Below are 23,845 nucleotides of genomic sequence, written 5' to 3' on the forward strand. Positions count from 1 at the left end.
GCCCCGTCCGGCCCCCTCAGTCCCGTGCCAGGCCGAAGCGGGCCCTCAGGCCCGGGGAGCCTCGGTCGTCGTCCGCCGCGGCCACCGCCGCCGCGCCCGCGGTCACCGTCTCGTAGACCGACAGGATGTCCGCGCCGACCGTCGACCAGTCGAAGCGGCGGACGTGGGCGCTGCCGCGGGCCCTGAGCTCCTCGCGGCGCGCCGGATCGGCCAGGAGGCGTACCGCCGCCTCGGCGAGCGCGTCCGCGTCCTCGTTGGCGAAGAGTTCGCCCGCCGCTCCCTGGTCCAGGACCTGGGCGAAGGCGTCGAGGTCCGAGGCGAGGACCGGGGCGCCCGCCGACATCGCCTCGACCAGGATGATCCCGAAGCTCTCGCCGCCGGTGTTGGGCGCGACGTACAGGTCGACGCTGCGCAGCAGCCGCGCCTTGTCCTCGTCGCTGACCATGCCGAGGAACTCCACGCGCGAGCGCAGCTCCTTCGGCAGCTCGGCCACCGCCTCCTCCTCGTCGCCGCGCCCGGCGATCAGCAGCCGGGCGTCGGGACGCTCGGCGAAGATCTTCGGCAGGGCCCGCATCAGCACCGGCAGCCCCTTGCGCGGCTCGTCGATGCGGCCGATGAAGCCGATCGTGCCGCCCTGCCACTCCGGTTTGGCCTCGGCCCGGGCGAAGAATTCCACGTCGACGCCGTTCGGGATCACGACCGCGTCGCCGCCGAGGTGCTCCACCAGCGTGCGGCGGGCGTACTCGCTCACCGCGATCCGCGCGCTGATCTTCTCCAGGGCGGCCTGGAGGATGGCGTACGCGGCGATCATCGCCTTGGAGCGCGGGTTGGAGGTGTGGAACGTGGCGACCATCGGCCCCTGGGCCGCCCAGCACGTCAGCAGGCCCAGCGACGGCGAGGTCGGCTCATGGATGTGGACCACGTCGAAGTTGCCGTCGTGCAGCCAGCGGCGGACCCGGGCCGCGGACAGGAAGCCGAAGTTCAGCCGGGCCACCGAGCCGTTGTACGGCACCGGGACGGCCCGCCCGGCCGAGACGACGTACGGCGGCAGGGGCGTGTCGTCGTCGGCGGGGGCGAGGACGGACACCTCGTGGCCGAGGCGGATGAAGTAGTCCGCGAGGTCGCGGATGTGGAACTGGACCCCGCCGGGCACGTCCCAGGAGTACGGGCAGACGATCCCGATCCTCACGCGCGTTCCCCCTCGGACGGCCGCGGTTCCAGGTCCGCGAGCCACAAGCGCTGCAGCATGTGCCAGTCCTCCGGATGCTCGGCGATCCCCGTGGCGAAGGCATCGGCCAGCGCCTGTGTCATGACAGACGTCTTCTCGCCCCGGCTACCTGTCCGCGGCACCTCGATGGGCGGATGCACCCGTCCCTGCATGACCGGCGAGTCGTCGTACCAGAGCGTGACCGGCAGCAGCAGCGCGCCCGTCTGCTGGGCGAGCAGCGCCGGTCCCGCGGGCATCCGGGTGGCCTCGCCGAAGAACTCCACCTCGACGCCGGACGCGGACAGGTCGCGGTCGGCGACCAGGCAGACCAGCCCGCCGTCGCGCAGCCGCCGGGCCAGGGTGCCGAAGGCGGTGCCGCCGTTGTGCGCGAGGACCTCCATGCCGAGGCCCTCGCGATAGGCGACGAATCGGTCGTAGAGGGTCTCCGGCTTGAGGCGCTCGGCGACCGTGGTGAACGGCGTCTCCAGCTTGGTGGTGACCCAGGCGCCGGCCAGGTCCCAGTTGGCCAGGTGCGGCAGCGCGAGGATGACGCCGCGGCCGGAGGCGAGGCCGTCGGTGAGGTGGTGGAGGTCCTTGGGGTCGAAGCCGCCCTTGATGCGCTCGGCGCTCCAGGCGGGCAGCCGGAAGGACTCCATCCAGTAGCGCAGGTACGAGCGCATGCCGGCCCGGGACAGCTCGGCCAGGCGCTCCGGCGAGGCGTCGGGCACCACGCGCGCGTAGTTGCTCTCCAGGCGCTGGACGCCCTTGCCGCGTCGCTTCCAGGCGAGGTCGGCGATGGACTGCCCGAGGCGTACGGCGACCGGCTCGGGCAGCTTCTTGACGGTGCCCCAGCCGAGCCCGTACAGGGCGTCGGTCAGCCGCTCCTGGGCGCTCACTTGGCCGTCTCCCTCCCCTGGGCCTCCTGCTCGGCGGAGGCCGCGGCCTCCGCCTCGGCGGACTCCCGGCGGACGGTGACGACGCGCTGGACGAGCGTGACGAGGCTGCCCACGGCGACGATCCACAGGGCGACCGGCAGCAGGTACTGGATGCCGGGCACCCCGAACTTGTGCAGTCCGGCGAAACCGGCCGCGACCAGGGAGATCACCAGGCGTTCGGCGCGCTCGACGAGCCCGTTGACGGCGACCGGCAGGCCGATCGACTCGCCGCGGGCCTTGGTGTACGACACCACCTGGCCACTGGCCAGACAGAAGATCGAGACGGCGCACAGGATGTTGTCGTCGCCGTGCCCGGCGTACCAGAGCGCGAAGCCGCCGAAGATCGCGCCGTCGGCGACCCGGTCGAGCGTGGAGTCCAGGAAGGCGCCCCAGCGGCTGGAGCGGCCCAGCTGTCGGGCCATGTTGCCGTCGACGAGGTCGGAGAACACGAAGAGCGTGATCACGACCGTGCCCCAGAAGAACTCGCCCCTGGGGTAGAAGACCAGCGCGCCCGCGACCACGCCGGCGGTGCCGAGCAGCGTGACCGTGTCGGGGCTGACGCCCCGGCGGATGAGAAACGCGGCGAACGGTGTGAGGACACGCGTGAAAAATGCACGCGCGTACTTGTTCAGCATGGCCTTCCCGACGGTCGTGTGGCCGACGCGGCCCCTGCTGGCCCGTCGGCTGGCCCATCGTAGCCACGCGCGCGTGTCGGCGGCCGACGGGCACCCGGAGCGGGGCGGGGCAGGCCCGGTGGGTGGCGCGTTCACGTCCGTCGTATGGACGCACCGTGACGGGAGTGGAAAGCTCGAAGTGCCGCGGGCGTCGTCGGAGCCGCCATCGCTGGGGGCACCTCCCGGACGAAGTCTGGGGGAGGAACCGTCGTGTCCGCGCCCCCAGTGACCTCACCGTGCACGGGAGGCAGGATCATGGGCGACAAGACACAGACACACCCCGGGGCCGCCGGCAGGGCAGTGGCGGCCGACCACCCCGCGTCCGTACGGAATGTGGTGCTGGTCGGCCACTCCGGTTCGGGCAAGACGACTCTGGTGGAGGCTCTCGCGCTGGCCGCGGGAGCGGTGAACCGGGCGGGCCGCGTGGAGGACGGCGGCACCGTCTCCGACTACGACGAGATCGAGCACCGGCAGCAACGCTCGGTGCAGCTCTCCCTGGTGCCCGTCGAATGGGACGGCATCAAGATCAATATCCTGGACACTCCCGGATACGCCGACTTCGTCGGGGAACTCAGGGCCGGTCTGCGAGCGGCGGACGCGGCCCTTTTCGTCGTCTCCGCCTCCGACGGCGTGGACGGCTCGACCCGCATGGTGTGGGAGGAGTGCGCGGCGGTCGGCATGCCGCGCGCCATCGTCATCACGCATCTGGAGGCGGCCCGCGCCGACTTCGAGGAGATGACCCGGGTGTGCGCGGAGGCGTTCGGCGGGGACGACCCCGACGCCGTGCTCCCGCTCTACCTGCCGCTGCACGGCCCCCAGGCACCCGACGGGCACGCGCCCGTGACGGGACTGATCGGGCTGCTGTCGCAGAAGCTGTTCGACTACTCGACGGGCACGCGCGTGGAGTCCGAGCCGGGCGAGGACGAGCTGCCGGACATGGAGGAGGCCCGCAACCGGCTGATCGAGGGGATCATCGCCGAGAGCGAGGACGAGACGCTCATGGACCGCTACCTCGGCGGTGAGCAGGTCGACATCAAGACGCTCATCGAGGATCTGGAGCGGGCCGTCGCGCGCGGCACCTTCCACCCGGTCCTGGCGGCCTCGCCCCCCATCGACGGCGGACGGCAGGGCATCGGCACCCTCGAGCTGCTGGAACTGATCACCCGCGGCTTCCCGACCCCGTTCGAGCACCCCACACCGGGCGTCACCACGATCGACGGCAAGCCGCGCGAGCTCAAGGCGTGCGACACGGACGGTCCGCTGGTCGCCGAGGTCGTGAAGACGTCCTCCGACCCCTACGTCGGCCGGATCTCGCTGGTCCGCGTCTTCTCCGGCACGCTGCGGCCCGACGAGACGGTGCACGTCTCCGGGCACGGCCTGGCCGACCGGGGACACGAGGACCACGACGTCGACGAGAAGATCGGCGCGCTGTCCACGCCCTTCGGCAAGCAGCAGCGGCCGGTCACGCACGCCGTCGCCGGCGATCTGGTGTGTGTGGCGAAGCTGGGCCGCGCGGAGACCGGCGACACCCTGTCCGCCAAGGACGACCCGCTGCTGATGGAGCCGTGGCAGATGCCCGACCCGCTGCTGCCGCTGGCCATCCAGGCGCACAGCAAGCCCGACGAGGACAAGCTCTCGCAGGGTCTGGCCCGGCTGGTCGCGGAGGACCCGACGATGCGCCTGGAGCAGAACCAGGACACCCACCAGGTCGTCCTGTGGTGCCTCGGCGAGGCGCACGCGGACGTCGCGCTGGAGCGGCTGCGCAGCCGCTACGGCGTCCAGGTGGACGTCGTACCGCACAAGGTGTCGCTGCGGGAGACGTTCGCCGGGAAGTCGGCGGGGCGCGGGCGGCATGTGAAGCAGTCCGGCGGGCACGGGCAGTACGCGATCTGCGAGATCGAGGTGGAACCGCTGCCGGGCGGCTCCGGCATCGAGTTCGTCGACAAGGTCGTCGGCGGGGCCGTGCCGCGGCAGTTCATCCCGTCGGTCGAGAAGGGCGTCCGGGCGCAGGCGGCCAAGGGGGTAGCGGCCGGCTACCCGCTCATCGACGTGCGGGTCACGCTGGTGGACGGCAAGGCGCACTCGGTCGACTCCTCCGACGCCGCGTTCCAGACGGCGGGCGCGCTCGCGCTGCGCGAGGCGGCGGCCGACGCCAAGATCCATCTGCTGGAGCCGGTGGCCGAGGTGAGCGTGCTCGTCGGCGACGAGTACGTGGGCGCCGTGATGAGCGACCTGTCGGGGCGGCGCGGCCGGGTCCTGGGCACCGAGCAGACCAGCGGCGGGCGCACGCTCGTACGCGCCGAGGTGCCCGAGATCGAGATCGGCCGGTACGCGGTCGACCTGCGCTCCCTCTCGCACGGCACGGCCCGCTTCAACCGCTCCTACGCCCGGCACGAGCCGATGCCGGTCCAGGTGGCCGAGAAGGTCCGCGAACAGGCGCGGGACAGCTAGGAGTTGACCGACATCCGGAATCGGCGGGCGACTTCGGGCGTCCGCCGACGGGCGGGACGGCCGGCTTCGGGCGTCCGCCGACGGATGTCGGTGGGGGCGGATACCCTGATGACCTGATCAACAGGTGTGCGGAGCACGGAAGTCGGGAAGGCCGCAGGAGCGGGAGTGGCGGCGATCGGGGGCGGGAATGACCTTTGACGGCGGTTACGCGGACTTCTTCGGACCCCAGGTGCCGCGGACGGGCGACGAGGGGCAGATAGCGACGTTCGCGCTGGCGTCGGCGGCCTACCGGGACAACAAGGTCGAGGACATCAAGAAGGCCGACAACGAGTGGCATCAGTCCACCGTCAACCCCGGCCGCCCCTGGGCGAAGATCTTCCGCCCGAACCTGGGCGAGGCCTTCTCCCAGGCCGTGATCGACCGCATGCTCGGCGTCGGCCGCAACTCCCTGATCCAGTCCTTCGGCACCGAGCCGCAGGTGGTCGTCGAACACTGCCTGGCCGCCAACCGCATCCGCCGGGAGCGCGACCAGAAGCTCACGGCCATCATGCTGCTGGCCGGGGTGGTGTTCCTGCCGGGGCTCCTGGTGTGGCTGCTGGTCTTCCAGCTGCGCGCCACGATGGCCAGGCAGGACAACAGGCGGGTGTCCGGCGCCGCCACCGCGCTGCTCGTCGCGGTCGGCGCCCTCGCCGTGCTGTTCCTGGTCCGCATGCCCTTCAGCGGCTTCTGGGGGTGGTACGCGCGCGGCGCGGTGGTCGCCCCGGTCGCCGGCTGGTTCCTGGCCAAGCGGGTCTGCGAGAGCACCGCGAAGGACCTGCGCGGGCGCTGGGACAGCCTGCTGTCCGGCAGCAGTATCGGCGCCAAGGTCCCCGAGGCCGTGCCGACCAGCCCCAACCAGACGGCGGCCGAGCAACTGCGCCAGTCCCTGGCCAGGTTGAGCGCCGAGCAGCAGTCCAACGCGGTCTTCTACGCCGGCCGCAAGGGCATACTCGGCATGGGCACCCGCTGGGGCATCTGGACCCTCGCGGAGGATCTGGCGCCCGCCGACCCCCAGCTCGGCATCCACGAGTTCCGTAGCTGGACGGTCGCCCGCGCCATCCACGACGAGCTGAAGCTGCTGCCCCGACAGCGCCTGAAGACCGGCGGTTTCCCGGCCCCGTCGGTGAAGGACTGGGTCGTCACCCATGTCGCCCACGACGCCAAGGCGGTCGTCCGGCCCGAAGGCCCGGACGTGGAGGCGTACCAGGTCAAGCCGAAGGCCCTGGAGACCATCTGCAACGAGCAGCAGTGGGACAGCGGAAACCGGCACTACCTCGGTGTGCAGTGGTCGACCTGGGGCGGCCAGCTGATCATCACCATGATGATCACCGTGACGGTGCTGAAGGAGACCCTGCGCATCGAGGTCACCGGACACGCGCTGGGCCCGGTGAACGGCCTGTTCCTGACCAAGCCGGAGGCCCCGACCAAGGAGGTCGCCAAGACCGTCAGGTTCTGGGAGACCCGGAAGATCACCCTGCCGCTCGTCACCTCGGACGAGGTCGTCCGCCTGGCCGCGCGGGCCACGCTCAGCTGGTATCCGCCGCTGCTGAACTGGCTGGGCGGCTCGATAGGGCTGCCCGAGCCCTTCGGCCTGCGGCATGCCTGGGCCGACCAGCCCTGGCCCAACCGCTTCATGAGCGACGACGTGCTGCGCACCGCCACCCCGGTGCTGCGCCGGGTCCACGACGCGGCGCTCCAGGTCCTCCGGGACCACCGGGTCGACATAGAGAAGTTCAGCGCGCGGTCGTCGGTCCTCAGCGGGGCCGTGCAGGACCCGACGCCGAAGAAGGCCGACACCTACGACGCATGAGAGCTGCCGACGTATGAGACTGCGCCGCCCCCGGCCGGGGGCGGCACCGGGGCTCAGACGGGCCAGGACTCCGCGAGCATCTTGCGGGTGTCCGCCAGCAGCTGCGGCAGCACCTTGGTGTGCCCGACGACCGGCATGAAGTTCGTGTCGCCGCCCCAGCGCGGGACGATGTGCTGGTGCAGATGGGCGGCGATGCCGGCGCCCGCGACCGTGCCCTGGTTCATCCCGATGTTGAAGCCGTGCGCGCCGGACGCGGCGCGCAGCGCGGTCATCGCCTGCTTGGTGAGCTCGGCGAGTTCCGTGGTCTCCGCGTCGGTGAGGTCGGTGTAGTCGGCGACGTGCCGATAGGGCACCGTCATCAGATGGCCGCCGTTGTACGGGTACAGGTTCAGCACCGCGTACACGTGCTCCCCGCGCCGGACGATCAGGCCGTCCTCGTCGGACTTCGCCGGGATCGAGCAGAAGGGACAGCCGTCGTCGGCCCCCGGGCCGGTGGGCTTGCCCTCACCCTGGATGTAGGCCATCCGATGGGGCGTCCACAGGCGCTGGAACGCGTCCCGCGTCCCGACTCCGATCTGCTGTTCCGGCTCACTCGTCATGCAAGGCAGCATATGGCTTCGCCCGTTCGCGGCGTGTCGCCGGGGTTCGCGCGAGCGTCCCTCGGGCGAAGCTGGGCCGGTGGACGAAGACACCCCTCAGGCCCGCTGGGAGGAGCGCACCGAGGTCCCCCTCGGCATCGCCTCGCTGGTCTTCCTCGCCGCGTACACGACCCACGTCCTCGCCCCGGGTCTGCCCGGCGCCTGGCACGACCTGCTGCTGGCGGTGACGCTGGCCACGTGGGCGCTGTTCGTGGCGGACTACGGGGTGCGCTGGTGGCTCAGCGGACAGCGGCTGCGCTTCGTACCGACGCACTGGCTGGACACCGTGGTGGTACTGCTGCCGCTGCTGCGCCCCCTGCGGATCGTACGGCTGTACGAGGTCATGCAGCGGCGCCACGGGGAGCCGCGGCTGTCGCTGCACGCCCGCGTGATCACCTACGCGACGCTGTCGACCGCGCTGCTCGGGTTCGCCGGCGCGGTCGCCGTCTATCAGCAGGAACGCGGCGCTCAGGGCGGGAGCATGAAGAGCTTCGGGGACGCTCTGTGGTGGGCCTGCGAGACGCTGACGACCGTCGGCTACGGCGACATCACCCCGGTGACGCCACGGGGCCGGCTGATCGCGGTCGGCATGATGGCGTGCGGCCTGGCCCTGCTGGGCGCGGTCACCGGATCCTTCTCGTCCTGGCTGATCCAGGTCTTCACCCGGGAGGACGACGAGAGGCCCCCAGGGTGACCTGGGGGCCTCCGATCAGCCGGGTCAGACCTGCGTCCGCTCCTCGACGACGGTCATGATCTTCGCGATCGCCTCGTCGAAGGGGATGCCGTTCTCCTGGGAGCCGTCGCGGTAGCGGAAGGACACCGAGCCGTTCGACATGTCCTCGTCGCCCGCGATGACCATGAAGGGCACCTTCTGCTTCTGGGCGTTGCGGATCTTCTTCTGCATCCGGTCCGAGGAGGAGTCCACCTCGACCCGCAGGCCCTTGGCCTTGGCGGTGGCGGCGAACTTCTCCAGATACTCCACGTGCGCGTCGCCGATCGGGATGCCGATCGCCTGGACGGGGGCCAGCCACGCCGGGAAGGCGCCCGCGTAGTGCTCCAGGAGCACGGCGAAGAAGCGCTCGATGGAGCCGAACAGCGCGCGGTGGATCATGACCGGGCGCTGCTTGGAGCCGTCGCCCGCGGTGTACTCCAGGTCGAAGCGCTCCGGCAGGTTGAAGTCCAGCTGGATGGTCGACATCTGCCAGGTGCGGCCGATGGCGTCCTTGGCCTGGACGGAGATCTTCGGCCCGTAGAAGGCGGCGCCGCCCGGGTCGGGAACGAGCGGCAGGCCCTGCTTCTCGGCGACCTGGCGAAGGGTCTCCGTGGCCTCCTCCCAGACCTCGTCGCTGCCGACGAACTTCTCCGGGTCCTTGGTGGACAGCTCCAGGTAGAAGTCCTCCAGGCCGTAGTCGCGCAGCAGGCCGAGGACGAAGGTGAGCGTCTTGTTGAGCTCCTCCGACATCTGCTCGCGGGTGCAGTAGATGTGCGCGTCGTCCTGGGTGAAGCCGCGGGCACGCGTGAGGCCGTGCACGACGCCCGACTTCTCGTACCGGTACACGGTCCCGAACTCGAAGAGGCGCAGCGGCAGTTCACGGTAGGAGCGGCCGCGCGCGTCGAAGATCAGGTTGTGCATCGGGCAGTTCATGGGCTTGAGGTAGTAGTCCACGCCCTCGTCGAGCTGCATGGGCGGGTACATGCCGTCGGCGTACCAGTCCAGGTGGCCCGAGGTCTCGAAGAGCTTCCCCTTCGTCGCGTGCGGGGTGTAGACGAACTCGTAGCCCTCCTCCTCGTGGCGGCGGCGCGAGTAGTCCTCCATGACCCGGCGGATGATGCCGCCCTTGGGGTGGAAGACGGCGAGGCCGGAGCCGATCTGCTCGGGGATGGAGAACAGGTCGAGCTCGTTGCCCAGCTTGCGGTGGTCGCGCTTCTCGGCCTCGGCGAGGAAGTCGAGGTACGCCTTCAGCTCGTCCTTGGACGGCCAGGCGGTGCCGTAGATGCGCTGGAGCATGGGGTTCTTCTCGCTGCCGCGCCAGTAGGCGGCCGCGTTGCGCATCAGCTTGAACGCCGGGATGAGGCGGGTGGAGGGCAGGTGGGGACCGCGGCAGAGGTCCTTCCAGCACAGCTCGCCGGTCTTGGCGTCCAGGTTGTCGTAGATCGTCAACTCGCCGGCGCCGACCTCGACGTCCGCGCCGTCGTCGCTGGACGCGGAGCCCTTGAGGCCGATCAGCTCCAGCTTGTACGGCTCGTCGGCCAGCTCCTCGCGGGCGGCCTCGTCGGTGACGACGCGGCGGGCGAACCTCTGCCCGCGCTTCTGGATCTCCTGCATCTTCTTCTCGATGGCCTTGAGATCCTCGGGCGTGAACGGCTTCTCGACGTCGAAGTCGTAGTAGAAGCCGTCCTTGACCGGCGGGCCGATGCCCAGCTTGGCCTCGGGGAAGATCTCCTGTACGGCCTGCGCCATCACGTGCGCGGTCGAGTGGCGCAGGATGTTCAGACCGTCCTCGGAGGAGATCTCGACGCCCTCGACCTCCTCGCCGTCGGAGAGCACGTACGACAGGTCCTTGAGCTCGCCGGCGACGCGCGCGGCGATGATCGAGCGCTCGCCGGCGAAGAGCTCGGCGGCCGTAGTGCCCGTCGTCACCGTGCGCTCTTCCCGCTCGGAATCGCGTTGGATGATCACACGGACGTCTGACACCGGTCTCTCCTGACTGAAGGTGGGTGCGGCGCCGTACGAGGAGCGCGCGCATGACCGGATCGTACCGACCCGGGGCCACCCTCCGCGAAATCAGTCCCCTCCGCAGGCCTCCTCGAAGAAGTCCAGATTCTCCTGGAGGGACTTCATCAGCCGGTCCCGCTCCGCCTCGTCCACCTGCACGGGGACGACGCCGCAGGCTCCGGTGAGCCGCCGGAAGCCGCCCCGGCTCTCCAGCCGCCCCCGCACCCGCACCGGCAGCCCGACGAGGTGGGCCTGCCCGGCAATCCGGTAGTCCTCCTCGTCCAGCGTCAGCCGGATGTACGGGATCTCGGCGCCGGCGAGCACCCGCAGCCGTACGCTGCCCTCGCCGCGCGGCCCGGCCCTGCGCATCCGGACGACCGCGCCGGTGACGCGCACGGACACGGAGGGTTCCTCGCGCAGATAGCGGGCGCCGGCCTCACGCAGCACGGGCAGGTCACCGGGCGAGAACTCGACGGGCTCGACGCTCGCGGCGACGTCCTCGGGGACCGGGACGCCGGGCGCCCAGGCGACCGCGATGCGCGCTCCCTCGGTGCCGCGCACGAGGGCGACGATCGCGTCGGTGAGCTCCCGGCTGACGCCTGCCTCGACGGCGGCGTCGAAGGCGTCCATGCCGCCGGTGGCCCGCTGGTAGTCGATGGCCTCACGGGCCGCGTACAGGGCCTGGTGGAGACGTACGGCGACCGGGCGGGCGGCGCCGACCGGCACGAACGCGGTCAGCCTGCGGCCGCCGGTGGCCGAGCCGACCAGGACGTCGTCGAGCAGGGCGGCGGCGGTGCGGCGGTGCCGGGCGCCGTAGTAGCCGGCCCGCGCGCGGGTGGCGAGGGCGCCGGCCAGCAGCATCTGGCGGGCGGCGGTGCGCAGCTGTTCCTCGACGGTCCACGGCGCGGCCCCGGCGGGTCCGGTGGGCGCGTCCCGCCACCAGCGGATCTCGTCGCTGGGCACGGCGAGGCCGACCAGCACCTCGCGCGCGGAGGGCGTGGCACTGCGGGAGAGCGCGAGCAGGGCCTCCGCGAGCAGGTCGTCGCTGTCGGGGAAGGCGCGGCTCTCGGGCACCAGCAGGCTCGTCCCGGCGCCACCGGGTCCGGGCGGGGTCCAGCGGCCGTACCGTCCGGCGGCGCCGCCGCGGCGCTGCCAGCCGTGTCGCAGCAGGAGGGCGCCGAGGACGGCGGGGTCGACCTCGCCGGGGTCGGGCGTGCGCTCCCAGGACTCCTCGGTGGGGTGGGCTTTGACCGGCCTGAGGTGCTCGTCGAGGGGGCGGTGCGTCATGGTCTGCCTCCCGTCCCGACCCGCGTCATGATCTCGCACAGCGCCCGGTCGTCGAAGATGCGTGTGGTCGGGACGCGCACGGTGGTGCGCTGACGGCCGGTGATCGGGTGGCCGGCGAGGTTGACCCAGTAGCAGCAGTGCCGCAGGTCGAGCCGGTCGTGGCCGGCCCGCAGCCACTGGTCCTGGGACCTCGGCACGATCATCACGACCAGGATCTTGTGCACCGAGACCGGTGTGCGGGCGAGTTTGCGCAGATGGTCGTTGTCGAGCGTGAAGGAGAAGAAGCGGCCGGACGGGTTGGGCGCTATCTGGTAGGTGGCCTTGAGCTGCACCTTGATGGTGACCTCGTCGTCCACCGTGTGCCCGGGCGCGCTGTGGCTGACGTGCCAGTCGATGCCGTTGTCCGGGAACGGCTGGGACAGCGAGCATCCCGCGGCCGCGGCGACGGCGTGCAGATATCCCACCTGCAGTGTCTCCATGCAGGCGGTGGTGGCGAGCGTGCCGCGAAGGGGGCCCGTGCGCTCGGGCAGCAGCCCGCCCCGCTCGGGCTGCGCTATCGCCATGTCCAACAGCCTTCCCAGCCAGGTGAATCCCCGTAACGGGCCGCTGAACTGCAAAGACCCGTATCTGTGTTGTGTCCTTCCGGCGTACGGCGCAAACGGCCCGGGTATCACCAAACAGGCAGAAGACGGTACGTCAGCTGCCGTGGGTGAACGAGGGGTTGTGCAGGCATGGCCATCTGGTATGAGGGCGCTCTCGCGGCGTTCGACACGGAAACGACAGGAGTGGACGTCGAGACCGACCGGATCGTGTCGGCCGCGCTCGTCGTCCAGGACGCCCCGGGCACCCGGCCACGGGTGAGCCGGTGGCTGGTGAACCCGGGCGTGCCGGTGCCCGAGGCGGCGACGGCGGTGCACGGGCTGACGGAGGATCACCTGCAGCGCAACGGCCGCTGGCCGTCGCCGGTGATGTACGAGATAGCCGAGCTGCTCGGCGAACAGGCGGCCGCGGGACGGCCGTTGGTGGTGATGAACGCGCCGTTCGACCTGACGCTGCTCGATCGTGAGCTGCGCCGCCATCGCGCCTCGTCGCTGGCGCGCTGGTTCGAGTCGGCGCCGCTGACGGTGCTCGATCCGCGGGTCCTGGACAAACATCTGGACCGCTACCGCAAGGGCCGGCGCACACTGACCGACCTGTGCGAGCACTACGGCGTGACGCTGTCCGACGCGCACGACGCGGCGGCGGACGCGCTGGCCGCCATGGAGGTCGTACGGGCGGTGGGCCGCCGTTTCGCGGCGCGGCTGGAACGCCTGACGCCGGTCGAGCTGCACGCGCTGCAGACCGGCTGGCACGCGGCTCAGGCGCGCGGCCTGCAGGCGTGGTTCGCGCGCAGCGGCACGGAGGAGACGGTGGACCCGTCGTGGCCGCTGCGGCCGGAACTGCCGGCGGCGGCGTAGGAGCGGGCGAGAGGCGTCGGGGCAGCAAAAAGACCGGCCCGCTGCTGCGGACCGGTCTTTCCCGGTGGGCGATACTGGGTTCGAACCAGTGACCTCTTCGGTGTGAACGAAGCGCTCTCCCACTGAGCTAATCGCCCGGGAACGCACTGAACAATACAGGCCCCCGCGGGTTTCCTTCAAACCGCTTCCAGCCGGCGGATGAGTCCGCGCCGTCCGGAGCGCATCATCAGCCGGTGGTTGGCGCGGAAGACCGGCCGCCCCGGCACGGCGAGGCGGCGCATCAGCGGCTTGGTGACGTCGACGGCCTGGTCGTAGCGGGCGAGGGTGCCGCTGCCGCGCGGGGTCAGCGTCCAGCGCGCCCAGCCCTCCAGGTCGCCGGTCATCGCGATCTCCAGCACCCCGGCCGCCCGGTCTCGCCGCACCTCGCGCGCGGTGAACGTCAGGTCGTAGGGCAGGGCCGAGCGGATCCTGATCACGCCGGTCGTGTCGTCGAGCCGGGTCACCGCGCGCACCTGGGGCCACCAGTCGGGGTACTCCTCGGCCCGCTCCAGCACGTCGTAGACGGCCGTGACGGGCGCGGGCAGGGACCACAGGCTGAGGAAGCGGTAATGGGTCCAGTCCATGCGGGCAGTGTGCCCGGATCCCGCCCGGATCTCCCCTGTACGCAGCGCCTTTCCCCCGGATCTGAGTACGTCCTGAGTACCCGCACTCATGCCCCGCGGCCGTGACGCGAACCACACTCCGGGGCATGACGTACCTTCCGCCCCCGGCCGAGGAACTGCGGCTCCTCGACGCCGAGCTCCGGCAACTGGACGCCCGGCGCGCCCAGTTGCTGGCCCGCCGCGCCTGGCTGGTCGCGGCCCTGCGGCAGTTGGCGCCGCCCGCCCCCGCCCCGGCGCCGGTCGCCCCGCGCCCCGTCGAGGCGTCGCCGCCACGCGTGCAGAACGTGCTGCTGGTGCTCGGCGGGGTGCTGCTCACCATCGCCGCGATGGCGTTCACGCTGGTCAGCTGGGGGCACCTGGGGATCGCCGGGCGGGCCGCGGTGCTCGGCACGGTGACGGCGGCGACGCTGGCCGCGCCGGTGTTCCTGCTGCGGCGGGGGCTGGGCTCGACGGCCGAGTCGGTGGCCGGGCTGGGGCTGGCGCTGACGGTGCTGGACGCCTACGCCCTGCACGAGGCCGCGCTCGCGGGCACGGACGGCACGGCGTACGCGGCGGTCGCGGCGTCGGTCCTGGCGGTCGGGTGGGCGGCGTACGGCAGGGCCCTGGGCGCGCTGCGCCTGCCGCTGCCGGCGGCCCTGGTCGCCGCCCAACTCCCGCTGTGGCTGGGCGCGTCGGCGCTGGACGCGGGCGACTACGGCGTCCCGGCCGCGCTGCTGGTGACGGCGGCGGCCGACACGGCGGTGGCCCTGCGGACGACCGCCCGGCCCGTACGGATCATCGCCGCGATCGGCGCGTACGGCCTGGGCGCCTGGGGCGCACTGGCGGCCGGTTCGCTGTCCCTGACGGCAACCGGCCCGAGCGCCGTCGCCCGTGCGGCGGCGCTCCTGACCTTCGGCGCGGCGATCGCGGTCGCAGCGGCGTGGCGCCTGGCGCAGGCGCCGGATGCGGCGGCGAACGAGACGGAGGGCACATCGGGCCTCCCGCTCATCGCCACCGGCACCACCGCGCTCGGTGCGCTGCTCCTCGTCGCGGCGGCCGGCGGCATCCTGCGGAACGCCCTGCCCGATGACTGGTGGGTGCCCGCGTACGTGCTCTGCGCGGCCGCTCTCCTCGCGGCGCTGCGGGGTCGGCTGCCCGAGCCCGTGCGCGACGGCCTGGCCTGGACCTCCGGTTCGGTGCAGGCGCTGGGCCTGCTGAGTGCGCTGCCGCTGGTCGGGGCCGTCGTCCTGGGCCCCCTCGACTGGGCCGCGCGACCGTGGACGGGGGCACCGGCGGACGCTCGGGCGGCACTGGGCGAGTACGCGCCCTGGCCGTGGTGGTCCGCACAGGCCCTGGTCGTCATCGTGGTCGTCACCGCTGTCCTGGCCGTGACGGTCCGGGACGCGGTCTGGCGCCCGCGCGCGCTGATCGCGGCGACCACCCTGGGCTGGGTGACCGCCCTCACCCTCCCGCCGGTCTTCCAACTCCCCTATGCGATCGGCCTGTTGGTCCCGGCCGCGCTCGCCGCTGCCGCCCTGGCCGCAGCGGTCCTCCGGCCCACCGCGCTGAAGGGCGCCCTCCCGCTCACCGGAACGCTCCTGGCTCTCGCCGCCTCCCTCGACCTCGCCTTGCAGGCCCTGGCCGACCGGACGGCGACCCTCGCCGCACTCTCCGCGATCACCGTGCTCTTCGCGCGGGCGTCGACGCGCCTCCGCCTCGCCGCGCTCACCGCCCCGACCACCGTGGCGTACGCGACCGCGCTGGCCTGCGCGATCGGTACCGCGGCGGACTGGCAGCCGCAGTACACGGCCGTGCTCGTCCTGACGGTGCCGGCACTGGCGGCCCTGCTCGCACCGCGTCTCGACGGTGCCGCGCAGCTCGCCACCGAGGTGACCGGGGCCGTCGCCGGGCTCGTGGCCGTCGGCCTCGCCGCCATGGACGCCCCGATGCTGGCCCTGGTGCTGGCCCTGCTCGGAGTGATCGCCGCGGGGACGGCCGTACGCCCCGAGCGCCGGTCCGTCGGCTACGCGGCCACCGCCCTGTTCGTCCTGGCCACCTGGGTACGACTGGGTGCCTGGGGGGTCGGCACGCCCGAGGCGTACACCCTCCCGGTGACCGTCCCCGCCCTGCTCGTCGGCGCGTGGCGCAGACGCCGCGATCCACTGACCTCTTCCTGGACGGCGTACGGCCCCGGCCTGGCGGCCACGCTGCTCCCGAGCCTGACCGCGACCTGGACCGACCCGGACTGGACCCGCCCCCTGATCCTGGGCCTGGCCGCACTGGCGCTCACCCTGCTGGGCGGCGGCCACAGCCTCCAGGCCCCGCTGGTCCTGGGCGGCGCGGTCCTCACCTTGGACGCCCTGCACGAGTTGGCGCCCTACCTGATCCAGGTGGCGGGCCTCCTCCCCCGCTGGGCCCCTCCGGCCCTGGCAGGCCTCCTGCTCCTGGCCCTGGGAGCAACATACGAACAACGCATCCGAGACGTGAGAAGAGCGCGGGACATCCTGGGAAAGATGACCTGAGAAGCGCCCCGACAGGGGCGCGGGGAACTGCGCAACCAGCCACGACGGACGCGCAGTTCCCCACAACCTCAAGCACTACGGCATCTTGTCCCCCACCAGCGCCAGATTCTCAATGGCCGCAAGCCCATACAGAGCCGTGTCATTCGTGGACACCCAAGCAGCCTCGCTCCCGGCGACCAGCGCCATCGGCCCGGTCACCGCCTCCGTGGCCCACGGCGCGGACTCCTTGTACCCATCGGAGTTGTAGAACTTCTGCCAAGCCCGCGCGGCGAGCTTCGCGTCGCCGGTCTGCACGGCGGCGTACGCGTCGAGGCGCGAGTGTCCCTGGAAGAGCAGCAGCGTGCCGAAGTGGGAGCCGTACCGGGCCGCCTGCTCGGCCTTGGTGGCGTTGAAGTAGCGGCAGTAGTCGTAGTACGCCTCGTGGAACTTCGGCATGTCCACGAGGTGGATCAGCTCCGCGCACAGCTCGTTGAGGCCGAAGACGGCCGAGAGATGGGAGACGGCGACGACGGGCGCGGTGGCGACGGCGAACCTGCCGGTGTCGAGGTCGTACAGCCCGCTGCCCTGGACGAAGCCGTTGGGCTGGGCGGCGATGCCCTCCATCGTGGACAGCACGCGCGCCTTGGCCTTCTCCCACTTGGGGCCCTTGCGCTCCCACTCGGTCAGCCAGGCCGAGACCAGGCCGCTCCAGTCCGTGCCGAAGCCGATCGACAGGGCGTGCCGGTCGGGCGTGTAGGGGTCGGTGCGGACCTTGCGCAGCGGGTCGAGGACGAGGAAGGTCTCGTCGGAGTCGACGTTGGCGTGCATGAGGTCGCCGACGCGTTCGTCCGCCGTGAGGAAGTAGTAGAAGCGGCGGTAGGTGGTGTTGGCGATGCGCTGCTGCTTGGCGCTGTCGGCGTAGTGCTGGACGCCGTGCCGGGTGCCGAGGCCGGCCCACTGGCCGAGGTGGTAGACGTCGACCTCGCCGGTGTGCCGGGTCATCGCCTCGGCGAAGCGGAAGATGTCGGCGCGGCCGCTGCGCAGATACGCGTACCAGAGCCACAGGTCGGGCGAGAGCTCGGAGTTGTCCCAGGCGTAGCCGCCGATGTCGTACCGCCACTGGTGCCGCACCGTGTCATAGGTGTGCATGATGTCGCCGTAGTCCCAGAAGCCGTACCAGCGGCGCTGCTCCACCTGGTCCTTGTAGTAGGTGAAGAGGAAGTCGAGGTGGTCCTCGATCTTCGCCTTGGCCGGGGTGGAGCGGTCGGGCTCGGAGTAGAGGCCCGGGCCGAAGACCTTCGCCTTGATGAGCTGCTGGGGCGGCGCCGCGAGCTGGGGCAGCACCCGGACCGCCTCGATCTGCTGGGCGAGCTTCTCCGGGGTGGGCGTGGAGGCGTTGGCCCAGAAGAGGAGTTCGGAGGTGCGGGCGATGCCGTAGGGGGTGCCGAAGCCGGGCTCGTAGTCCTCGTAGGTGATGTTGAGGCCCTCCAGCTGCTCGGCGAAGGTGTCCTGGCCCATGCCGTCGTGGTAGAAGCGCAGGTCCATGGGCTGTGCCTCGGGCGACCAGAGCCAGAGGGTGACCTCGGCCTCGTCGGTGTGGGCGTCGCGGATGTCGAGCTGGGAGGGATGGCGCTCCCAGAAGTCCCGGAGCCCGAAGGAGAATCCGCCGCCGGCGCCGCCGACGTATCCGAAGCCGGAGGCCCGCTTTCCGCCGCCGGCGGCGATCCAGCCGTAGCCCTTCTTGGTGCGCTTGCGCAGGGTGAAGCCGTCGGCGGAGAGCTGGGAGAGGGTATAGTCGCCCCACTCGGGGATGTACTGGAGCCGGGTCGTCACCCGCTGGTCCCAGGTGGCCGGGTCGGGCAGCTTCTTCCCGGCGAACTGGGCTTCCTGGACGGCGGTTCCGGGGTCGCGGCGCAGCCCGGTGATGCCCTTGACCGCCTCGCGCAGCAGGCCGGTGCCCTCGCCCCCGAGGCGGATGTGGCGGTCGTACGACGGGTCGCGCATCGGCACGCTGAAGCGCACGCCGAGGCCCCGGATGAAGTCGCCGCTCGCCTTGCCGGGCTCCTGCCTGCCGTCGTAGGTGATGGTGTGGACCATGCGGAAGGAGTCGGCGCCCGCGTAGAAGTAGAGGCGGATCGAGAAGGGGAGCCAGCCGCGGTCGCCCTTGCGGTGCTTGCCGTCGATGCGGACGACCGCGCGGACCGGGCCGTCCTGTTCGACGGTGACCGTGTCGATGGCGCCGTCGAAGCGCTCGGTCTTGACGGTGCCCTGGTCCTCGTCCTCGATCTCGGGCTGGCGGATGAGGACGAGCCGGCCGTTGCGGGCGATCTCGGTGGAGCCACGGGTGACCGACTTGACGAGGGTGGCGCCGGACTTCCCGATCTTCGCGGTGATCACACCGGTCGAGACGTCGATGGTGCCGCCGCTCTTGTCGACGGTGACCCTCTGGTCGGGGGCGGCGGCCTCACCGGCCGACAGGGTGAGCTTGCCGGAGCCCGAACTCACCGCGTGGGCGGTCCACTTGAGGGAACCGTCCGGCCAGTACGCGATCGGCCAGGACTGTACGGGGACGGCCTTGCCGTCGGCGTCCGTCAGCGCGAAGGTCTGGTCCTCCTGGTGGGCACCCATCGGCCAGGGCACGCCGACGGTGGAGCCGGGGGCGGCGCCGAGGCCACCGTCCTCCAGCCAGTCGAGGGTCACCGGATCCGCGTCGGCGGCCTCGGCGCTGGGGGCGGCCTGCGCTTCCCTCGCCCCCAGCGCCCAGCTGAACTGCGCGGCGGCTCCGGCGGCGGCCGCGGCTTTGAGGAGGGACCTGCGGGGGATGGGAGACATGGCCATTCCTTCCATGGGCAGCCGGTCAGGGGCATGACAGAGAGGTAGGCACGCAGGGCGCCGACCTTGACGAAAGGGGCACCGCCGGTCAGCGGTGCCGGTACCGCTCCTCCACGGCGACGGCCGCCGCCGCGACGGCCCCCAGGACGGGGACCGCCAGCGGCGTGACGAACCATCCGGACAGGGCCACGACCGCCATCCCGGCGGTGAGCAGGAAGGATCCGGCAGGATCGAGGACCGTACGGCGGCCGGCCCGGGCGAGCAGGGCCCGCCAGGTGTCGCCGGGCGTCCACACCGCGGCCGCGCGCAGCCCGGCGACCGCGGCGCCGATCAGCGCGAACAGTCCGACGGCCCCGACCAGCGGCCCGCCGGGCAGCCCGGCCCGGGCCGCCTGGACGTCCACCCAGACCGCGGCCGCGGCCGCCCACCCGGCGAGCCCGACGGCCCAGCCGCCGCGCGCGGCGGCCCGGAAGTCGGCGACGAACTCCCGCCAGCCGCCGCCCTCATGGGCGGTACGGCGCCGCAGATGCCGCGCGCCGGCGGCGAAGGCGGCCGGGTAGGTGACCACGCCCAGCGAGGCCACCGCGATCCAGACACCTGTGAGCAGACACTCGGCGAACACGCCGAACCGCTCGGCGAACACCGACTCCTTGCGCGCTTTCACCCGTGCACCGGCCATCGTCCCGCCCGCCTCAGCCCTTCAGTCCGGAGGTCGCCATACCGTCGATGAGGTACCGCTGGAAGGCGAGGAAGAACAGCAGCACCGGCAGCAGCGCGACCAGCGACATGGCGATCAGACCGCCGTAGTTGGCGGCGACGCCGTCGGAGTCGCGGAACATCATCATGCCGAGGGAGACGGTGTACTTGCCGGGCTCGTTGAGGTAGATCAGCGGGCCCATGAAGTCGTTCCAGGCGTTGATGAAGGTGAAGATCGCGCTGGTGATGAGCGCGGGCCGGCACAGCGGCAGCACGATCGACCAGTAGATCCGGAAATGCCCGCAGCCGTCGATCCGCGCGGCCTCGTCGAGCTCCCGCGGCAGGTTCCGCATGAACTGCACCATGAGGAAGACGAAGAACGCCTCCGTGGCCAGGTACTTGCCGATCAGCAGCGGGACATAGGTGTTGATCAGCTCCATCTTCTGGAACATCACGTACTGCGGGATGAGCAGCACGTGGTACGGCAGCAGCAGGGTGCCGATCATCAGCGAGAACAGCAGGTTCCGGCCCGCGAACTTGATCTTCACGAAGGCGTACGCCGTCAGCGAGCAGGAGATCAGGATGCCGGCGACCGAACCCAGCGCGTAGATCAGGGAGTTCTGGAAGAACGTCCAGATCGAGATGTCGGCGATGCCGTCGGCCAGGCCCTTGAAGTTGGCGAGGACCGGGTCGGACGGCAACAGGTCCAGGCTGTTGATGATGTCCTTGCTGGGCTTGAAGGAGGCACCGATCACCCACACCACGGGATACAGCACGACCGCGAGGACGAGCAGGGAGCCCAGGTGCCAGGCCAGCGAACCGGCCCGCTTGCGGCCGAGGCCGCCCAGCGGCTTGCGGGATGTCGTCGTGGCGCTCACCGGGCGTCCTCCTCGTAGTGCACCCACCTTTTCTGCGACCAGAAGAGGACGGCCGTGACCAGGGCGACGGCGAGCAGCAGCATCCACGCCATCGCGGAGGCGAAGCCCATCTGCGCGTTCTTGAAGCCCTGCTGGTACAGGTAACAGGTGTAGACGAGCGTGGCGTCGGCCGGGCCGCAGTTCGTGTTGGAGACGACGTAGGCGGAGCCGAAGATCTGGAACGAGTGGATGGTCTCCAGCAGGACGTTGAAGAACAGCACCGGGGAGATCATCGGCAGCGTGATGCTCCAGAAGCGGCGCAGCGGTCCGGCACCGTCCATCGCGGCCGCCTCGTACAGCTCCCTGGGCACCTGCTTGAGGCCGGCCAGGAAGATGACCATGGGCGCGCCGAACTGCCAGACGGTCAGCGCGACCAGGCAGTACAGGATCCAGTCGGGGTCGCCGACCCAGCCGCCGCTGTGCACGCCGAGCAGGCCCATCGTGCGGTCGACGATCGCGTCGTCGGAGAAGATCGAGCGCCACACGAACGCGATGGACACGCTCGCGCCGATGAGTGAGGGAGCGTAGAACGCGGCCCGGTAGAAGGCCTGGCCGCGCCGGCTCTGCGCCAGCAGCAGGGCGACGCCGAGGGCGAGCAGCAGCTTCAGCGGCGTGCCGATGATGACGTACTTCGCGGTGACCTCGACCGACTTCCGCCACCGCGGGTCGTCGAACATCCGGGTGAAGTTGTCGAAGCCGATCCACTTCGGGGAGTTGAAGAGGTTGTAGTCGGTGAACGCGAAGTACAGGGAGGCCACCATCGGGCCCGCGGTCAGGATCAGGAAGCCCGCGATCCACGGGGACATGAAGAGGTAGCCGGTGAGGTTCTCCCGGCGGCCCCGCCGCTTGCCGGCGGCGGGGCGGACGGAGCGGGCCTTGCGGGTGTCGGGCAAAGACTCCTTGACGAGGGTCACAGTGGTTCCCATCAGGCTTGGAAAGCGGCCTCGGACTCGTCGAAGAACTGCTTCACCGCGTCGGCGACCTTGTACTTGCCGAGGCTCATGTCGCCGGCGAGGCGCAGGAAGGCGGCCTCGACGGTGTCGGCGCCGGACGGGTGCGGGGTGATCTTGCCAAGGACGCCCGCCTTGGCCGTGTCGTCCTCGTACTTCGCGATCTCCTGGGCGACCGGATCGGTCGGCTTGAACGCCGCGTACTGCTCGGTGCTGGCGAGGATGCCGCGGTCGTAGCCCATGATCTTGCCGACCTCGGGGTCGTGGACCATGAAGTCGATGAACTGGGCGACTTCCTTGGGGTGCTTGGTGCGGGCGGAGGCGCTCAGCATGAGGGAGGCGAGGTACTGGCCGGTGTGCTTGCCGTCCGTGGTGGGGATGGGCGCGAGGCCGTACTCGCTGCTTCCCTCCGCCGTGTAGCGGACGGTGAAGTTGTCCCAGGTGAACTCGGAGGCGCCGTGGCCCGCCGTGACCGAGGACTTGGGCCGGTCCTGGGCGACGGTCTTGGGGTCGGTGATGATGCCGGCCTTCACGCGGTTGTAGCCGTCCTGCCACCACTCCGTCAGGTCGGCCTTGTCGAAGCCGAGTCCGTCCTCGCCGAAGAACGCCTTGCCGTTCTGACGGAGGTACAGGTCGTAGAGGTACATGATGCTGAAGTAGCCGGTGTCGCCGGGGACCTTGGTCTTGTCGTAGACGGTCTTGAGGGCCTTGAAGTAGTCGTCCCACGTCCAGCCGGCCGCGGGGGTGACGCCCGCCTTCTGGAAGACCTTCTTGTCGATGACCAATGCCATGGTGTTGGAGCCGACGGGAATGCCGAGCTGCTTCTCGCCCACCTGGCCGACCGAGATGACGCCCTCTCGGAAGTTGTCGACGCGCAAATTGCCCGCGTCTATCTGGGACTTGAGGTCGAGAAGGATGCCACGCTTGTCGTACTTCCGAAGAAATCCGACGGCGTTCTGAAATACGTCCGGGGGATTTCCGCCGGCGGCCTGGGTCTGGAACTTCTCCCAGAATGCGACGTAGTCCTGGAAGTCCGTCTTCACCTTGATCTTCGGGTACTTCTTCTCGAAGAGCGCGATGGATTGCGTGATCCTCTTCTGCCGCTCCTCGGCACCCCACCACGAGTAACGGATCGTCACCGTTCCATCGGAGGAGGTCCCCCCGTCGCCACCGCAGCCGGTCACGGCGGTCAGCCCGAGCGTCGCCGCGGAGGCCCCGGCCACCTTGAGGATCGTACGCCTCTCAACATTCCTGCTTGCCACAGTCGGGCCCTCCCCGCAGCGTCGTCGCTGCTGCATGAATCGTTTCAAGAAAGCGCTTGCTGGCACAAGGTACGAGGGGGTGGGAGGGGCGTCAATGATTCGGACAGGAATTTCTTGGGGGTGGGGGGCGGCTATGGGAGGTGGAGGGGGCGGGAGTTGGGGGGAAGGGGCAGGTGAAGGGCGGGGCGGGCGCGGAGGTGGGGGCGAGATTCGGTGGTCGTGGGCGGGGTGGGTGGGTGTTGGAGTGGGGGGTGGGGTCATGGGGGCCGGGGTGAGCGGGGCGTCGGGGGATGAGCGGGTGTTGGGGGGTGGGGTGGGGGGCGTGGAGAGGCCCTGGAAGTGGAGACGGGGGCGGGCGCGAGCGGGGTCGGGGGGCGAGGTCGGGCGCGGCAAGAGGTCAGGGCTCGCGGGCAGGGTGGGATGGGCAGGGGGCGCGAGAGAGGGCCGGACCAAGAGGCCGGCGCAGATCAGGCACGGCGGGCAGTTTGGGCAGCCTCTGCTGGTCGGACACACAGGCGGCACAGGGAGGCTCTGCCGGGCCAGCACACGTGCAGCTCGGGCAGGCTCCACCGAGCCCCGGCGCACGTGCAGCTCGGGCAAGCTCTGCCTATCCGGCCCGGCGTGCGGATCGAGGGCGCCGGCTGTGCGGGGCGGGCTTCTTCGCCGTGCCCCGGCGGGGCGGCGACGGCGGGCAGATCGGGCGTGCGGGCAGGTCAGACGTTACGGGCAGGTCAGGAGCCGCCGCCCTGGAAAACGCGCTCCAAGCCGCCGAGCCCGGCATCGTTCGCATGGAAGCCCGCCGGTCGAGCGGCCCATCGAGGGCCTGCCAGCA

The 23,845-nt window shown here is 71.1% G+C and carries 18 protein-coding genes and 1 tRNA gene; 5 read left to right on the forward strand and 14 right to left on the reverse strand.

What is annotated here, in order from left to right; translation table 11 throughout:
• Window positions 1–16: 16 nt before the first annotated feature.
• From ACZ5NW_RS25950 to pgsA, 3 genes are read right to left on the reverse strand one after another with little or no spacing between them, the layout of a single operon-like run.
• A complete protein-coding gene (locus ACZ5NW_RS25950) occupies window positions 17–1,189 on the reverse strand; it encodes a glycosyltransferase family 4 protein (RefSeq protein WP_468746320.1) in 1,173 nt (390 codons plus the stop codon).
• Window positions 1,186–2,103 carry a phosphatidylinositol mannoside acyltransferase gene (locus ACZ5NW_RS25955; RefSeq protein ID WP_468746321.1) on the reverse strand — a complete coding sequence of 306 codons (918 nt, stop codon included), beginning with the start codon at window positions 2,101–2,103 and terminating at the stop codon, window positions 1,186–1,188. The genes ACZ5NW_RS25950 and ACZ5NW_RS25955 overlap by 4 nt, the downstream gene beginning before the upstream one ends.
• Window positions 2,100–2,777 carry a phosphatidylinositol phosphate synthase gene (gene pgsA, locus ACZ5NW_RS25960; RefSeq protein WP_468746322.1) on the reverse strand — a complete coding sequence of 226 codons (678 nt, stop codon included), beginning with the start codon at window positions 2,775–2,777 and terminating at the stop codon, window positions 2,100–2,102. The genes ACZ5NW_RS25955 and pgsA overlap by 4 nt, the downstream gene beginning before the upstream one ends.
• A 294-nt stretch (window positions 2,778–3,071) precedes the next feature.
• Between pgsA and ACZ5NW_RS25965 the strand changes: the two genes are divergently transcribed.
• Window positions 3,072–5,267 (forward strand): elongation factor G-like protein EF-G2, encoded by a 2,196-nt coding sequence (locus tag ACZ5NW_RS25965; RefSeq protein WP_468746323.1) that lies wholly within the window; start codon window positions 3,072–3,074, stop codon window positions 5,265–5,267.
• Window positions 5,268–5,454: 187 nt separating this feature from the next.
• Window positions 5,455–7,116 carry a hypothetical protein gene (locus ACZ5NW_RS25970; RefSeq protein ID WP_468746324.1) on the forward strand — a complete coding sequence of 554 codons (1,662 nt, stop codon included), beginning with the start codon at window positions 5,455–5,457 and terminating at the stop codon, window positions 7,114–7,116.
• A gap of 53 nt (window positions 7,117–7,169) precedes the next feature.
• Here ACZ5NW_RS25970 and ACZ5NW_RS25975 read toward each other — a convergent pair whose 3' ends face one another.
• Window positions 7,170–7,727 (reverse strand): HIT family protein, encoded by a 558-nt coding sequence (locus ACZ5NW_RS25975; RefSeq protein WP_468746325.1) that lies wholly within the window; start codon window positions 7,725–7,727, stop codon window positions 7,170–7,172.
• A gap of 67 nt (window positions 7,728–7,794) precedes the next feature.
• Here ACZ5NW_RS25975 and ACZ5NW_RS25980 point away from each other — a divergent pair, with 67 nt between their 5' ends.
• Complete coding sequence (locus tag ACZ5NW_RS25980; protein ID WP_468746326.1) at window positions 7,795–8,448, forward strand: potassium channel family protein; 654 nt, start codon at window positions 7,795–7,797, stop codon at window positions 8,446–8,448.
• A 24-nt stretch (window positions 8,449–8,472) separates the two neighbouring features.
• Here the strand turns inward: ACZ5NW_RS25980 and thrS are convergent, their stop codons facing one another.
• The 3 genes from thrS to ACZ5NW_RS25995 all read right to left on the reverse strand — a co-directional run bounded on the left by thrS (window position 8,473) and on the right by ACZ5NW_RS25995 (window position 12,320).
• A complete protein-coding gene (thrS, locus tag ACZ5NW_RS25985) occupies window positions 8,473–10,449 on the reverse strand; it encodes a threonine--tRNA ligase (protein WP_468746327.1) in 1,977 nt (658 codons plus the stop codon).
• Between the two features lie 90 nt (window positions 10,450–10,539).
• Entirely contained in the window at window positions 10,540–11,757 is a 1,218-nt protein-coding gene (locus tag ACZ5NW_RS25990) for a serine/threonine-protein kinase (protein WP_468746328.1), read from the reverse strand.
• Window positions 11,754–12,320 carry a DUF4365 domain-containing protein gene (locus tag ACZ5NW_RS25995; RefSeq protein ID WP_468746329.1) on the reverse strand — a complete coding sequence of 189 codons (567 nt, stop codon included), beginning with the start codon at window positions 12,318–12,320 and terminating at the stop codon, window positions 11,754–11,756. Before ACZ5NW_RS25995 ends, ACZ5NW_RS25990 begins: the two co-directional genes overlap by 4 nt.
• 168 nt (window positions 12,321–12,488) lie before the next feature.
• Here ACZ5NW_RS25995 and ACZ5NW_RS26000 point away from each other — a divergent pair, with 168 nt between their 5' ends.
• Window positions 12,489–13,214: an exonuclease domain-containing protein gene (locus tag ACZ5NW_RS26000; RefSeq protein ID WP_468746330.1), complete on the forward strand. Its 726-nt coding sequence runs from the start codon at window positions 12,489–12,491 to the stop codon at window positions 13,212–13,214.
• Between the two features lie 65 nt (window positions 13,215–13,279).
• Here the strand turns inward: ACZ5NW_RS26000 and ACZ5NW_RS26005 are convergent.
• Window positions 13,280–13,351, reverse strand: a tRNA-Val gene (locus ACZ5NW_RS26005).
• Window positions 13,352–13,390: 39 nt separating this feature from the next.
• Window positions 13,391–13,837, reverse strand: a complete 447-nt coding sequence (locus ACZ5NW_RS26010; protein ID WP_468746331.1) for an SRPBCC family protein — start codon at window positions 13,835–13,837, stop codon at window positions 13,391–13,393.
• A gap of 125 nt (window positions 13,838–13,962) precedes the next feature.
• Here ACZ5NW_RS26010 and ACZ5NW_RS26015 point away from each other — a divergent pair, with 125 nt between their 5' ends.
• The gene (locus ACZ5NW_RS26015) at window positions 13,963–16,377 is read left to right on the forward strand and encodes an SCO7613 C-terminal domain-containing membrane protein (protein ID WP_468746332.1); all 2,415 of its coding nucleotides are present in this window, start codon (window positions 13,963–13,965) and stop codon (window positions 16,375–16,377) included.
• Window positions 16,378–16,452: 75 nt separating this feature from the next.
• Here ACZ5NW_RS26015 and ACZ5NW_RS26020 read toward each other — a convergent pair whose 3' ends face one another.
• The 5 genes from ACZ5NW_RS26020 to ACZ5NW_RS26040 all read right to left on the reverse strand — a co-directional run bounded on the left by ACZ5NW_RS26020 (window position 16,453) and on the right by ACZ5NW_RS26040 (window position 23,049).
• On the reverse strand, window positions 16,453–19,188 hold the full coding sequence (locus ACZ5NW_RS26020; protein WP_468746333.1) for an exo-rhamnogalacturonan lyase family protein: 2,736 nt from the start codon (window positions 19,186–19,188) through the stop codon (window positions 16,453–16,455).
• 88 nt (window positions 19,189–19,276) lie between these two features.
• Window positions 19,277–19,867 carry a hypothetical protein gene (locus tag ACZ5NW_RS26025; protein WP_468746334.1) on the reverse strand — a complete coding sequence of 197 codons (591 nt, stop codon included), beginning with the start codon at window positions 19,865–19,867 and terminating at the stop codon, window positions 19,277–19,279.
• A 13-nt stretch (window positions 19,868–19,880) separates the two neighbouring features.
• Window positions 19,881–20,762 carry a carbohydrate ABC transporter permease gene (locus ACZ5NW_RS26030; protein ID WP_468746335.1) on the reverse strand — a complete coding sequence of 294 codons (882 nt, stop codon included), beginning with the start codon at window positions 20,760–20,762 and terminating at the stop codon, window positions 19,881–19,883.
• Window positions 20,759–21,727 carry a carbohydrate ABC transporter permease gene (locus tag ACZ5NW_RS26035; protein ID WP_468746336.1) on the reverse strand — a complete coding sequence of 323 codons (969 nt, stop codon included), beginning with the start codon at window positions 21,725–21,727 and terminating at the stop codon, window positions 20,759–20,761. The genes ACZ5NW_RS26030 and ACZ5NW_RS26035 overlap by 4 nt, the downstream gene beginning before the upstream one ends.
• On the reverse strand, window positions 21,727–23,049 hold the full coding sequence (locus ACZ5NW_RS26040; RefSeq protein WP_468746337.1) for an ABC transporter substrate-binding protein: 1,323 nt from the start codon (window positions 23,047–23,049) through the stop codon (window positions 21,727–21,729). The genes ACZ5NW_RS26035 and ACZ5NW_RS26040 overlap by 1 nt, the downstream gene beginning before the upstream one ends.
• Window positions 23,050–23,845: the final 796 nt, after the last annotated feature.

This window comes from Streptomyces sp. NPDC032126 (genome assembly GCF_055580085.1).